12 protein-coding genes are annotated in these 13,747 nt (G+C 70.8%); 10 read left to right on the top strand and 2 right to left on the bottom strand.

The features are described 5' to 3' along the window. The first annotated feature begins 108 nt into the window (after positions 1–108). Positions 109–660, top strand: a complete 552-nt coding sequence (locus FRANCCI3_RS20030; protein ID WP_023840053.1) for a YdcF family protein — start codon at positions 109–111, stop codon at positions 658–660. Between the two features lie 13 nt (positions 661–673). Here FRANCCI3_RS20030 and rsmI read toward each other — a convergent pair whose 3' ends face one another. Then, positions 674–1,588, bottom strand: a complete 915-nt coding sequence (rsmI, locus tag FRANCCI3_RS20035) for a 16S rRNA (cytidine(1402)-2'-O)-methyltransferase (RefSeq protein WP_035732497.1) — start codon at positions 1,586–1,588, stop codon at positions 674–676. 40 nt (positions 1,589–1,628) lie between these two features. Between rsmI and FRANCCI3_RS20040 the strand changes: the two genes are divergently transcribed. Beyond that, complete coding sequence (locus tag FRANCCI3_RS20040; protein ID WP_011438343.1) at positions 1,629–3,338, top strand: dolichyl-phosphate-mannose--protein mannosyltransferase; 1,710 nt, start codon at positions 1,629–1,631, stop codon at positions 3,336–3,338. A gap of 401 nt (positions 3,339–3,739) precedes the next feature. Beyond that, the gene (locus tag FRANCCI3_RS20045; RefSeq protein WP_006541195.1) at positions 3,740–3,937 is read left to right on the top strand and encodes a hypothetical protein; all 198 of its coding nucleotides are present in this window, start codon (positions 3,740–3,742) and stop codon (positions 3,935–3,937) included. Between the two features lie 41 nt (positions 3,938–3,978). Here the strand turns inward: FRANCCI3_RS20045 and FRANCCI3_RS20050 are convergent, their stop codons facing one another. After that, positions 3,979–4,527 carry a hypothetical protein gene (locus tag FRANCCI3_RS20050; protein ID WP_035909299.1) on the bottom strand — a complete coding sequence of 183 codons (549 nt, stop codon included), beginning with the start codon at positions 4,525–4,527 and terminating at the stop codon, positions 3,979–3,981. A 390-nt stretch (positions 4,528–4,917) separates the two neighbouring features. On the opposite strand from FRANCCI3_RS20050, the gene FRANCCI3_RS20060 reads away from it, so the two are divergent. From FRANCCI3_RS20060 to FRANCCI3_RS20090, 7 genes are all read left to right on the top strand, one after another. Continuing rightward, entirely contained in the window at positions 4,918–6,702 is a 1,785-nt protein-coding gene (locus FRANCCI3_RS20060; protein WP_011438346.1) for a glycoside hydrolase family 15 protein, read from the top strand. 213 nt (positions 6,703–6,915) lie between these two features. Next, on the top strand, positions 6,916–8,256 hold the full coding sequence (locus FRANCCI3_RS20065; protein ID WP_011438347.1) for an FHA domain-containing protein: 1,341 nt from the start codon (positions 6,916–6,918) through the stop codon (positions 8,254–8,256). 40 nt (positions 8,257–8,296) lie between these two features. Beyond that, complete coding sequence (locus tag FRANCCI3_RS20070; protein ID WP_011438348.1) at positions 8,297–9,112, top strand: DUF305 domain-containing protein; 816 nt, start codon at positions 8,297–8,299, stop codon at positions 9,110–9,112. Positions 9,113–9,222: 110 nt separating this feature from the next. Beyond that, the gene (locus FRANCCI3_RS20075) at positions 9,223–10,803 is read left to right on the top strand and encodes a SulP family inorganic anion transporter (RefSeq protein WP_011438349.1); all 1,581 of its coding nucleotides are present in this window, start codon (positions 9,223–9,225) and stop codon (positions 10,801–10,803) included. A 72-nt stretch (positions 10,804–10,875) separates the two neighbouring features. Then, positions 10,876–12,006 carry a family 43 glycosylhydrolase gene (locus tag FRANCCI3_RS20080; protein ID WP_011438350.1) on the top strand — a complete coding sequence of 377 codons (1,131 nt, stop codon included), beginning with the start codon at positions 10,876–10,878 and terminating at the stop codon, positions 12,004–12,006. Between the two features lie 162 nt (positions 12,007–12,168). Continuing rightward, positions 12,169–12,573 carry a VOC family protein gene (locus FRANCCI3_RS20085; protein WP_011438351.1) on the top strand — a complete coding sequence of 135 codons (405 nt, stop codon included), beginning with the start codon at positions 12,169–12,171 and terminating at the stop codon, positions 12,571–12,573. Between the two features lie 288 nt (positions 12,574–12,861). Beyond that, a complete protein-coding gene (locus tag FRANCCI3_RS20090; protein WP_235462826.1) occupies positions 12,862–13,740 on the top strand; it encodes an acyl-CoA thioesterase in 879 nt (292 codons plus the stop codon). Positions 13,741–13,747: the final 7 nt, after the last annotated feature.

A 13,747-nucleotide genomic window follows, 5' to 3' on the forward strand; every position in this document is an offset into this window, starting at 1 on the left:
TCCGGAGCGGTGGACCACCCGGAGCGGGTGAACGGTGGTTGGTTCGGGTGCCGCCGTGGTACTGAGAAGCTCTACGGCGGCACCTGCGCGGGCCGCGGAGGGGGAAACATGACGGCGGGTCCACTCGGTCGTGTTCCCACGAGGCCGTGGCGCCGCCGGGCCGCGGTGGGCATCCTCGGCGGCCTGACGGTGGCCTTCGCGGTGGCGACGGCCCGGCTGTTCGTCTTTCCGCACCAGGATGCTCCCGCCCCGGTGGACGCGATCGTCATGTTCGCCGGGAGCCCGGGACGGCTCGAACGCGCCGTCGCACTCGCGCGGGCCGGCTACGCACCCGTGCTCGCGGTCTCGGCGCCGACGGAGAAGGACCCGTGCCCCGGGCCCATTCCCGGGGTGGAGGTGATCTGTTTCTCGCCCGATCCGCGGACGACCCAGGGCGAGTCGCGGTGGACCTCCGCGGCGGCGGCACGCCGCGGGTGGCATTCACTCATAGTCGTCGCCTCGACCTCGCAGAGCACGCGCGCCCGGCTGCGCCTCGCCCGTTGCTATGACGGCGAGACGCGGATGCAGGGGGTCCCGCCCCCCCGCCGGGCCTGGCCGTACGTGATCGCCTACGAGTGGGCGGCGCTGGGCAAGGCCCTCGTTCTCCAACGCCACTGCTGACCGCCGACCGTGCTCAGCGCCCGCCAGCCCGGTCCCCGGCCCGGACGGCGAGCTCCGCGGCATAGACCTCGTTGCGGGAGACGCCGTACTCGGCGGCCACGGCCTTGCGCGCGTCCTTCGGGGACATCCCCACCGAGGTTCGTCGGGCTACCTCGGCGACGAGGATCCTGCCGTCGATGATCGGTTCGGCCCCGCTCAGCCCGGCCCCGCCTGGTTCGGCCCCGCTCGGCTCGGCCCGGCCCCGGGCACCGCCGGCGACCACCAGCGTGAACTCCCCCCGGATGACCCGGCCGTCGGTGGCCCAGCCGAGCAGATCGGCGAGGTCGCCGCGGACGATCTCCTCGAAGGTCTTCGTCAGCTCGCGGCAGAGCACCGCCGGCCGGTCGGCGCCGAAGGCCGCGACGAGGTCGCGCAGGCCGGCCACGAGCCGGTGCGGGGACTCCAGGAACACCATCGTCCGCGGCTCGCCGGCCAGGTCGCGAAGGCGTCCACGCCGATCGCCGCCCTTGCGCGGCAGGAAGCCCTCGAAGGTCCAGCGGTCCGTCGGCAGCCCGCTGACGGCCAGGGCCGCGGTGACGGCGGACGGACCGGGAACGACGGTCACGGCCATCCCCGCGGCGGCGGCCGCGGCCACGACCCGGAACCCGGGGTCGGAGACGGCGGGCATCCCGGCGTCGGTGACGAGCGCGACGGTGGCGCCCTGGCGCAGGTAGTCGGTGAGCTGGGCGGCCCGGGCGCCTTCCACCGCGTCGTAGCACGACACGATCCGCCCGGACACCGTCACGCCGAGCGCGTGCGCCAGCCGTAGGACCCGGCGGGTGTCCTCGGCGGCGATCACATCCGCGGTGGCGAGGATCTCGCCGAGCCGAGGGCTGGCGTCCCGGACGTCGCCGATGGGGGCACCGCACAGCACCAGGGTCCCGGACACCCGACCAGTCTGTCAGGAGCCAGGACCTACCCTGATCGGTGTGACGGCGACGACGGCTCACCTGCCCTGGACGGCGACCGGTCGCGGGGACGCGGCGCGGGTGACCGGCCCGGGTTCCGCCGGCCCGGCCGGCGGTCGGGCGCTCTCGGTGCGTGAGCGGCTGTGTCCACCGATGCCGCGGTCGCCGCTCATGGGGTGGCTGGCGACCCTGTCCGTCGCGATCGTCGCCGGGCTGCTGCGTTTTTGGCACCTCACGGAGCCCCGCGGGATCTACTTCGACGAGGTCTACTACACCAAGGACGCCTGGGGCCTGCTGACGGCCGGGTATGAGATCAACTCGACGACCTGTTCCGGTCCGGCCTACGTCGTCCATCCGCCGTTCGGCAAATGGCTGATGGCCGCCTCCGAGGGCCTGTTCGGCTATACCGACTGTGCCGGGGTCCCGCACGGCAGTCCGGAGCTCGGCTGGCGGTTCTCGTCCGCGCTGTTCGGGACGCTCGCCGTCCTGGTCCTCGCCCGCGCCGCCCGACGGATGTTCCGCTCCACGCTCCTGGGCTGCTTCGCCGGTCTGCTCCTCGCCCTCGACGGGCTGGAGTTCGTGCAGAGCCGCATCGGGATCCTCGACATCTTCCTGATGACCGGCGTCGTCGTAGCGCTGGCCTGTCTGCTGCTCGACCGGGACGACGGCCGCCGCCGGCTCGCCGACCGGCTGGAACCGGTTGGTTCCAGCCCCGGCTCAGCACCCCTGGGGGACGAGGCCGCCGGCCCGGACGGCGGTACGGACGCCGGCCCGGACGGCGGCCCGACCACGACGGCTCCGCCCACCCGGGCCGACCGCCTCCTCGACATGTACGGGCCGCGGCTGGGGTTCCGCCCCTGGCGGCTGGCCTGCGGAGCGGCCCTGGGACTGTCCATGGGGGTGAAGTGGAGCGCCCTCTACACGATCATCGGCTTCGCGGCGCTCGCCCTCGCGTGGGACATCGGAGCACGGCGCACCGGCGGAGCCCGCCGACCCGTGCTGGGAGCACTGCGCCGGGACAGCCCGGCCTGGTTCGCCGCGTTCGTACTCGTCCCCATCGTGACCTTCCTCGCCACCTGGACCGGCTGGTTCGTCACCGACGGCGGCTACTACCGCCACTACTACGGCAACGGTTTCGGCGCCGCGTGGCACGGCTGGTGGAAGTACCAGATGGCGGTGCTGAAGTTCCACGAGGGACTCCACGAGGGGCACGCCTTCGCGTCGCATCCGATGAGCTGGCTGGTGATGGCGCGGCCGGTCGCGTACTACTACTCCTCGCCGGCGTACGGGACCTCGGGCTGCCACGATCCGGCCGGCTGCTCCCGGGAGGTCATCGCCCTGGGCAACCCGGCGATCTGGTGGGTCGGCACGGCGGCACTGGTCGCGATGCTCGCCTGGTGGGTCTCCCGGCGGGACTGGCGGGCGGCCCTGGTGCTGGTCGGGTTCGGCTCGGCCTTCGTGCCGTGGCTGCTGTTCCCGAACCGCACGATGTTCTTCTTCTACGCGCTGCCGTCGCTGCCGTTCCTGGTCCTCGCCATCACGGCGCTGGCCGGGCTCGTCCTCGGCCCGCGCGAGGCGTCGGAGACCCGCCGCCTGGTCGGGGCGCTGTCGGTCGGGGTCTACACGATCATCGTCGTGCTGCTCTTCGCGTACTTCTACCCGATCCTGGCCGCCGAGGTGATCCCCTACTCCTCGTGGCGCGCCCGGATGTGGTTCCCGGGCTGGATCTGACAGGACACCACACCAGGCCCACAGCGCCGACCCGTGGACCCCCGACGAGGCCCCACGGCGTCGCCTCAACGTGATCCGACTCACGGCTCCGCACCCCATTCGTGGCATCACCACCGTAGGCGATGCAACCATTACGAATCGGCAAGCTGGAACGGCGACAGCCGCGGCGACAGGGGTTATCGAAGTTGGACGGTCACGAAGAGTCGGACCAGGATGCCACTAGCAGCACCGCCCTGGCCCTTGAACGGGGGGGTCGCGTACAGCTCGAGAAGTCGATCCGAGAGGGTGGGGTGGTCACCATGCCCCGAGGCCGTGCGGCAGTGAGCGCCCAAACGGGCCTCCCTCCGACCTCCAACCACCGGAGACGGGTGTCGGGCGGGCCGAGACTGGGAGGAACCACCATGGCGGATGTGTCGGTACGCTTCGCGATGACCGATGACAGCGAGATCGTGCTGAACCTGTCGCTGACCCAGGCGATCCGGCTCACGGAGGCGATCGCGTCGAAGGTCAGCCAGGCGATGACCGAGCAGCCGCGAGCCGGCATGAACGGCAACGCCTACGGCCCCGGGGTGCGCCCCGGTCCCTACTCGACGTCCTGAGCCATCCGGCACCGAGCCGGGCTTGTCCCCCCGGTGTCGGGCTATCCCCCGGTCAGCTGGGCGATCAGAGCCCGCAGCAGGTCGAGATCCCGGCGGCGCAGCTCGGCGACGGACGACGGATCCGGCCGCGTGGAGGCCAGCGCCGCACGCACCGAGCGCAGCTTGCCGCGCAGGATCTCCACGTCGGCGGGTGTCAGTAGACCGTCGCGCAGGACCAGCACGACGTGGCCACCGTGCTGCACCACGTCCACCGGCTCGACCATCGGCAGCGTGACGACCCGGATACCGACGGGTGCCTCCTGGTCGTAGACGAGGCACAGCTGGTCCTCCGCCATCACCTCCGCGGTGCCGTCGTCCCACAGCACAGTCGCTCGGGCCGTGACGGGGGTCACGCCGCGGGCCGACTCGACCCGCACGGGGTCGGCGTTCCCGGCCGGTTCGCGACGGCCGGCCGGGTGGACGGCGAGTACCGTGCCGCGCCGCGACCAGACCCCGCCACCGAGGTCGTCAACGGGGAAGACCCGGTCACCCCGGGCGAACATCACCAACGCGGCACGACCGTCCTCGGCGATCGGCGGGTGGGCGGCCATGGCGTGATCGTAGGTGGCCACTGTGAGGGCCCGAGCGCCGAGACCCCACCAGGGCGCATCCGCAACACCCGCACACCCGCGCCGGGAACCACCGTTTCGCACCGGTGAACCGGTGCCAACGATCCTGGTAGCCACCGATGTGGCCGCGAACCACCGCCGGCATCGCACGTTCACCGGCTCGCCGCGGCCACTGTGGCTTATGCCCGGTGATGGTCCCGTGGACTCCGCCACGGGTTACCTTCGCCTGGTTGCCACCGAATCGCGTGGCGACCGGCGGCGGTCGGAGGACGCGGGCGGCTCCTAGCGGGCCGCGGCGACACGGTCCATCCTCCCCCCTGTCCGCAACCCCCACGGCCGACCTCGGCCGGTCACGCTTCGCGGAGCCCACGAATGCCCGACACCGACTATCCGCCCATCGAAGAGCACGCGGTCATCGGCGACCTGCGTACCGTGGCCCTGGTCGCCACGGACGGCACGATCGACTGGTACTGCCCGCAGCGCTTCGACGCGCCGTCGGTTTTCGCGAGTCTGCTGGACGCCGACCGTGGCGGATCGTTCCGTATCCACTGTCCGGACTCCCGGGCCAGGCAGCTCTACCTCCCCGACTCGAACATCCTGATGACCCGTTTCCTCGCCCCCCGCGCGGTCGGTGAGGTCATCGACTTCATGGTCCCGGTGGACAGCGACGTCACCGAGACACCGCACGTCGTGGTCCGCCAGGCCCGAGCGGTGCGTGGAACCGCCACGTTCCGGCTGCGCTGCGACCCCCGGTTCGACTACGGCCGGGCCCCGCACACCGTCACCCTGGTGCCTGGTTCGGGCGCGGTGTTCGAGTCGACCGCCGGCACCCTTGTGCTGCGCACGGCCCTGCCGCTGCGCGTCGAGGCCACGGCCGTGGTCGCCGAGTTCGAGCTGGCGATGGGCGAGTGTGCCGACATCGTGCTCGAATGGAACTCGACCATCCGCCCATTGATCATCGGCGAGGCGGAGACGTTGTTCACCCGGACGCTGAACTACTGGCAGGCCTGGATCCGGCGCGGGCGCTATCACGGCCGGTGGCGGGAGATGGTGCTACGCAGCGCTCTCGTCCTCAAACTGCTCGTCTACCGGCCCACCGGGGCGCTGGTGGCCGCGCCGACCACCTCGCTACCCGAGGAGCTCGGCGGCGTGCGCAACTGGGACTACCGCTACACCTGGATCCGCGACGCGGCCTTCACGGTGTACGCGCTGATGGCGCTCGGATTCACCGACGAGACCGCGGCGTTCATGGACTGGCTCGAACAGCGATGTCACGAGGCACCCAAGCACTGCGGGCTCTACGTGCTCTACAGCGTGGACGGCAACGCCGACCTGGACGAGCTGGTCCTCGACCAGCTGTCCGGCTATCGCGGCTCGAAGCCGGTGCGCATCGGCAACGCCGCCGCCACGCAGCTCCAGCTCGACATCTACGGCGAGCTGATGGACTCGGTGTACCTGTACAACAAGCAGGTCCCGATCTCCTTCCAGCTCTGGGAGGCGCTGGGCCGCCAGCTCGACTGGCTGGCCAGGCACTGGGACGAACCGGACGAGGGCATCTGGGAGACCCGGGGTGGGCGCCAGCGCTTCACCTACTCGGCCGTGATGACCTGGGTCGCCTTCGAACGGGCCTGCCGGATCTCGCGCCAGCGCGGCCTGCCCGGGCCGACGAACGAATGGAAGGACTACGCCGGGCGGGCCTACCGGTTCGTCCAGAACGAGGCGTGGAACCCCGCCCGCGGCGCCTACATGGAGTTCCCCGGCTCACCACGGATGGACGCATCCCTGCTGTGCATGCCGCTGGTGAAGTTCTCCGGCCCCACCGACCCCCGGTTCCTGTCGACCCTGGAACGGTTCAGCGGGGACCTGGTCAGCGACAGTCTGGTGCGCCGGTACGCCGCGGACGGCAGCGACGGCCTCACGGGTGACGAGGGCACCTTCAACCTGTGCTCGTTCTGGTACGTGGAGGCACTGACCCGGGCCGGTCGGGTCGCCGAGGCCCGGATGGTCTTCGAGAAGATGCTCACCTACGCCAACCATGTGGGGCTCTACGCCGAGGAGATCGGTTCCTCCGGGGAAGCGCTCGGCAACTTCCCGCAGGCGTTCACCCACCTCGCCCTGATCAGTGCCGCGATCCATCTCGACCGCGCGCTGGGGTGACCGACCCGAGGACAGGTGCGCGGTGACCACAGGTACGCGGTGACCACAGGTGCGCGGTGACCACAGGCGGTTTCCGGTGCCGGCGCGGCACGGCAGGATAGGCGGCGAGGACACGCACCGGAGCCGATAGCCTGAAGATCGGCACCGATGTTCGGAATGCGGGATCCTTCAAGGTCGGGATCCTCCGGGGTGCGGGATACGAGGGGCGAGGTCATGGCGGGACTGGACCGTTTCCGGGTGGTCGTGGAATCCGGGCGCGGAGATCGGACGGGAGTGGTCGTCCGGCTGCCCGGCGCACTCATCGTCGCCTGTGCCGGCCGGGCGGAGACGGCCGAGACGACCACCAGGCTGCTGGCGCTGTGCGCCGAGGTCGCTGCCGAGGTGGGCGCCACCGCGTCGACCATGGGTCGCCGGCTGGTGCGTCGGGTCGCGGGGCTGCTGGCCGATGCCGATCCGGATCGGGTGCCCGACTTCAGCCTGCTGACCACGGTCAATGACCGGGTCGCCGCGCTGGTCCACGGGGCGATGGACGTCGTCGCGACGGGCAGCTGCGGAGTGACGCTCTCCGGCGTCGACTCGGCCACGTGGGTCGACCGGCTACTGCCCACCGAGATCAGCCGGATCGACGTCGGCCCCACCGGCCTGGTCGGGCCGACGGGTTTCCCCGGCGGGCTCGGCGATCTCGGTTTCCCGCTTGACCTGCGCATCGGGGCCGTGCCCGGGATCGGGGTGAGTCTGCTGCTCAGCGACACGCCGTCGCTGCCCGCGCCGAAGGCCTCCGCCGAGCAGCTGCTCGCCGGATTCGATCCGGTCCGGGAGCCGATGACCGGCGCCGCGCCCATCCCCACGCCGGGAACCCGCGCCCCCGATCCGATGCCGACCACCCCGCCGGCGCTCGCCCCCCTGCTCAGCAAGGAGGAGGAGGCCCATCGACGCCGCGCCGCCGCCGAACCGACGCAGGCGGCCGACCTCGACGAGCTCGACGAGCTCGACGCCCTGACCCAGCTCCCGGGCCAGAGCTTCACCGTCTCCGACCTCATCGAGGACGACGAGGCACCGACGATGCTGCCGAGCAGCGGCGAGCCTCAGGTCGAGGGTGTGCTGTGCGCCAACGGCCACTTCAACCACCCGCAGGCGCCGTACTGCTCCGAGTGCGGCCTGTCGCTCGCCCAGCAGAACACCCGCACGGTCTGGGGTCCCCGGCCGCCCGTCGGCGTCCTCGTCTTCGACGACGGCCAGACCATGAACGTCGACATGGACCTGGTGATCGGCCGCCAGCCGGACCGCGACGATGCGGTCCGGGCCGGGAAGGCACGGGCGCTGCCGGTCGAGGACGGTGAGAGCGCCGTCTCCCGGGTGCATGCCGTCATCACCCTCAACGGTTGGGACGCGGTCATCACCGACCAGGGTTCGGCGAACGGCACCTACATCGCCCCGCCGGAGGCGACCGTGTGGACGCCGCTGAGCCCGCACCAGCCGGCTCCCCTGATCCCCGGCACCCGCGTGCAGGTGGGCAAGCGGACGTTCGTCTTCAACTCCCACCTGCACGTTTGACCACCTGCCCGGGCAACCCACCCGCCCAGCCGAGGGGATCATGACGACGACGGACGACAACCGGCCAGCCGGCAACGACCCGCCGGCCAGCGATGGCGATGCGGCGCGCGGGAGTGACGCGCGGCCGCGGCGCCGCTGGGCCCGAAGCCGGCTGTGGTGGACGCCGATGGTGCTCGCCGTGCTGGCCGGCCTGCTGGCGGCCGGCGCGGCGCTGGGCAACCTCGCCAGCCGGTCACCGGACGAGGGGTCGGTCGATGTCGGCTTCGCCCGGGACATGTCCGAGCATCACGCCCAGGCCGTGCAGATGGCCATGATCGAGTTCAGTCACGGCGGTGACCAGGACACCCGCAGCGTGGCCCAGGACATCGCGCTGACCCAGCAACGCGAGATCGGCATCATGTCCTCATGGCTGTCCGGATGGGGGCGGCCCCAGTCCACCTCCGGGACACCGATGCGGTGGATGCGGGACTCCCGCACCGTCAACGGCGCCTCGGGCGGGCATGACGGTCATGCCGGGCCTGGCGCCGCCATGCCCGGCATGGACCTGCCGGGCCTGGCCGGGGGTGCGGCGCAGGACGCGTCCAGCGACCCGCGGGACACCGCGCGCATGCCGGGCATGGCGACCCCCGCCGAACTGCAACGGCTGGCCTCGATCCGGGGCCATGACCTCGACGTCCTCTTCCTTACCCTGATGGTGCACCACCATCAGGGGGGGCTGGCCATGGCCCAGTACGCGGCGATGCACGCCGGTGAGGACCGGGTACGGGCGATGGCCAGGGCGATGGTGCTCGCCCAGTCAATGGAGATCGACCAGATGCAGCGCGATCTGGTACGCCTCGGCGCGCCTCGGGCCTGACCGGCGAACCCACCTACTGTCACGACGAAACCGGCTTTGTATAGTCGGGTGGGACTAACCGGACTCGGGGAAGGCAGCCCCCTCGTCGCAGGGCAGGGGAGGCCGCCGCCGTGCCTGATGTAACCGCCCGAGAGGCCGCCGACGCCGGGGGCTCCGTTCGCCGGACGGCCCCCAGCGGCCCCTGGTACTCCCGCCGCCGCACCGGCCGCTGGCCGGGAGTTCGTCACATCCGGGTGGAACTGCTCGCCGGCCTGGTGACCGCGCTCGCGCTGATCCCGGAGACGATCTCCTTCTCTGTGGTGGCGGGGGTCGATCCGAAGGTCGGTCTGTTCGCGTCGTTCACCATCTCGGTGGTCATCGCGTTCACCGGCGGACGCCCGGCGATGATCTCGGCGGCGGCAGGCTCCATGGCCCTCGTCGCCGCCCCCCTGGTCCGCGATCACGGCCTGAACTACCTGCTGGCGACGACCATCGGGGTGGGCCTGCTGATGTTTGTGCTCGGCCGGCTCGGGGTGGCACGGTTGATGCGGTTCGTCCCGCAGAGCGCGATGATCGGCTTCGTCAACGCGCTGGCCATCCTCATCTTCACCGCGCAGATGCCGCACGTGATCGGCAAGTCGTGGCAGGTCTACGCCCTCGTCGCCGCGGGCCTCGCCATCCTGCTGGCTCTCCCCCGCCTGACCAGAGCGGTCCCGCCGCCGCTCGTGGCGGTGGCGGTCCTCACCCTCGTCACCGCCGGTTTCGACATCTCCGTCCCTACCGTCGGCGACGAGGGCCGGCTGCCGAGCTCACTGCCCGTCCCCGGTGTGCCCGACGTGCCGCTGACCTGGGAGACACTGCGGATCATCGCCCCGTACGTGGTGGCGCTCACCGCCGTCGGCTTGGTGGAGACGCTGCTGACCGCGCAGATCGTGGACCGGTTGACCGACACCACGCATGACCCGAACCGCGAATCCTGGGGCCTGGGTGTCGCCAACATCGTCAACGGGTTCTTCGGCGGGATGGGCGGCTGCGCCATGATCGGCCAGACGATGGTGAACGTCAACTCGGGCGGGCGGGGCCGGCTGTCGACCTTCGCCGCCGGCGGTTTCCTGCTCATGCTGGTCGTCCCGCTGCGCGACCTCGTGCGGGTCATCCCGATGTCGGCGCTGGTCGCGGTGATGATCCTGGTGTCGGTCATGACCTTCGAGTGGCGCAGCATCCAGCCCTCGACGCTGCGCCGGATGCCCCGCGGCGAGACCGCGGTCATGGTGGCGACCGTCGCCGTCGTGGTGCCCACCCACAACCTCGCCTACGGCGTCGGGGTGGGCGTCATGCTGGCCGCGTTGCTGTTCACCCGCCGGGCCGCGAACCTGGCGCTGGTGACCAGCGTGCTCGACCCGGAGGGCCGGGAGAGGATCTACGTCGTCCAGGGCACGCTGTTCTTCGCATCGACCAGTGATCTGGTGAACGCCTTCGACTACGCGTGCGACCCCGAACGGGTGGTCATCGACCTCTCGGAGGCCCACCTTCTCGACTCGGCGGCGGTCACCGCCCTCGACGACGTGCGCGCGAAGTACCGCGAACGCGGCACGCAGGTGAACCTGGTCGGGGTGAACGCCCGCAGTGCCGCTCTGCTGCACAAGCTGTCCGCCGAGCCGGCGCAGGTGGAACCGGCACCGACCGAACCGGCACCGACCCGCGTCCGGTGAGGTCGAGCTGACCGCGAATACACTCTGCCATTAGATGCTTACTCAGATACTTGCCCTGAGGATGGTGGCGGGATGGCCGGAGAGAAGGGCGCCGGGCTCGCTCAGGGTCTGATCGACTTCGTCCGGCGCCAGCCCGCCGTGGTCGTCATCATCATCGTCCTAGGCGGGTTGTACCTTGCCAGGTCCGGTCCGGGCCCGGGTTCCCGGGCCGTCCTCGTCCCCGGGATCGAGTTCTCAGCCCCGTCCCTGATCACCCGCAACCGGACAACCTATGCCTTCGGTGTGGACCCGGACTCCCCCGGCACCGTTGACGTGCTCTCCAGCCGGGACCGCCGGAGCTGGACGATCGAGCCGGCCGCGCTGCGCGCCCTGCCGCCCTGGGCCGACCCCGCGGGCGGCCTCGGCCCGGCTGCCGTCGGCGCCTTCGGCCACGGGTTCGTCATGTACTACGCGACGGCCGTGCGTGGCCTCGGCGTCCGCTGTATCTCCGCGGCGACCGCCGACTCCGCCGACGGTCCGTTCGTCGACACCTCCCTCGCGCCCTTCATCTGCCAGACCGCGGACGGCGGCAGCTCGGATCCGAGTCCCTTCGTTGACGAAGCCGGACGCGCCTACCTGGCCTGGGCAAGCCCCGGTGCGGGCGGCGGCTCGGACCGGAACCACGGCGCGCCGCCCACCCTGTGGGCGGCGCGGCTGCGGTCCGACGGACTCGTGCTCACCGGCGAACCCGCCGTCATGCTCCGCCCGAGCCTGTCCTGGCAGCAGGGGCGGATCTCGGCACCATCGATGATCTCAGCCCGCGGGCGTCACCATCTGCTCTATTCGGCCGCGTCGTCGCTCGGTGGACGGCAGGTGGTGGCGACCGCGTCGTGCAAAGGGCCGCTCGGGCCCTGCCTGCCGGCGGGCGAACCGATGCTGACCGGGGGAAAGGTCGGCTTCGGACCGAGCGGGGCCCATGCCTTCACCGACGCGCGGGACCGCTGGTGGGTGGGGCTGCACAGCTGGGACTCCCGACCCGACGGCGTCTACCTGCCGATCGGTCGGTTCGTCGTCGCTCCGCTCGACGTCACCCGGGACGCGGTGACGCTGCACGTCGATTCCCTCGTCCGGGGACGGGTGCTTGATCCGGATGAGCGTGACCCGCCCCACGAGCGCCGCCGGCAGCACGAGGATCGGGTAGACGGCGAGGACCGGATGGGATAACCAGGTGGTGGGCCGGCTCCCCGTCGTCTTCGCGGACTACGACATTCCGAATCCGGGCATTCCCGGCATCTCCACCGAGGACCACGAGGCCATGGAGATGCCGACAGAGCGACTCGCGAACAAAGCGCCTTACAGACCAAGCGACTTACGGAGAAGTTCCATATGCCAGTCGAACTGAATCATACTATTGTGCATGCCCGGAATAACCGGGAATCGGCCGAGTTTCTGGCGGATATCCTGGATCTCGAGGTCGGCGCCGCGTGGGGGCCGTTCATCCCAGTCGTCACCGCAAACGGTGTCACCTTGGACTTCGCCACCGCCCCGGTTGGGTCGATCACTGCGCAGCACTACGCGTTCCTGATCTCCGAGGAGGAGTTCGACGCGGCGTTCGAGCGGATCCAACGGGCCGGGATCACCTACTATGCGGATCCGCAGCGCAAGCACCCGGGCGAGATCAATCATAATGACGGCGGACGCGGGTTGTACTTCCTGGACCCGGCCGGTCACGGCATGGAGATCATCACCCGTCCCTACGGGGGATTCGAAGCAGATTCCAGAGCAGTCTGAGATCGGGAACAGTCCGAAATCGGCGAGCAGACCGATAAGGAGCACCTTTTATCGGTCATATGGGCTCGATGGAACGTGGCGTGCGCCACTGCGGCCAGCGGTCAGCGGCGAACAGGTCGATATTTGCCGCGAGGCTCCGCGCCGGGCGGAGTCATGATCCACGTGTGGCGGTTCGCCAGAGAGTGCAGCGACCGGTCGCGGTCCCCCGACCTGGACGTCCAGCGCGGGCGTCCAGCGCGGGCGTCCGCGGCATCCGCACCTGGCGAGCGTCCACGGGAAGGGTGCGCTGTGGGTACACAATCCGCGGAGACAACGGACGCACGAGCCGGCGAGGCCCCCAAGCAACGGGCAAGCACGCAGGATCAGGTCGATGCGGTGCCGGCGCCCGGCCAGTGCACTCTGAGTGAACTACTGGCAGTTCTCGACCTCGGCGGGGATGTTCCGCCGGTGCCGGCCCGATGCCTGCCCAGCACACACGGCGGCGTCCTCGGGGCGCAGCTGCTCGGCCAGCAGATCGTTCTCGCCGAGCGCATGACCCCCAACAAGATCACGCACAGCCTGCAAACGGTGTTCATGCGCCCCGGCGACTGCCGCCAACCGGTCTGGATCGACGTCGAGCGGCTGGCCCACGGGCGGTCGATCGACTCCCTGGCCCTGACCTTCCGGCAGGACTCGTTGCAGATCTGCCGGGCGGACGTGATGCTCCGTTCCCCGGAGCCGGACTTCCTGCGCCTGCGCTCCACCGAGTCCGACTTCCTCGGCCCGCAGCACGCCAGCCCCCTTGACCGTCCGATGATGCCCTGGGAAGTTCGGGTGCTTCCCCGAGCGGACACCCATCAGCTGGACCAATGGCAGCGCATCCCCGAGGCGCCGGAGGACCGGTCCCTGTGGAGGGCGTTCATCGCGCACAGCTGCGAGTTGCTGCCGCTGTCCGACCTGCTGGCCGTCACCGGCCTGACCCCCACCAAGCGCCTGGCAGTCGCTGTCCTATCGCAGAATGTGACCTTCTACGACGACCTGGACGTCCGGGACTGGCATCTGTTCCGGGTGCGTACCCTGCACGCGGGCCACGGCCGGGCGATCGGTCGCGTCGAGGTCTTCGGCCCGGACGGGGAGCTACGCGCGGGCAGTGAGCTCGTCGGGCTGCTGCGCGGATCCGCGATCTGATGTCCGC

This window comes from Frankia casuarinae, assembly GCF_000013345.1.
In the GTDB taxonomy this organism is placed as follows: domain Bacteria; phylum Actinomycetota; class Actinomycetes; order Frankiales; family Frankiaceae; genus Frankia; species Frankia casuarinae.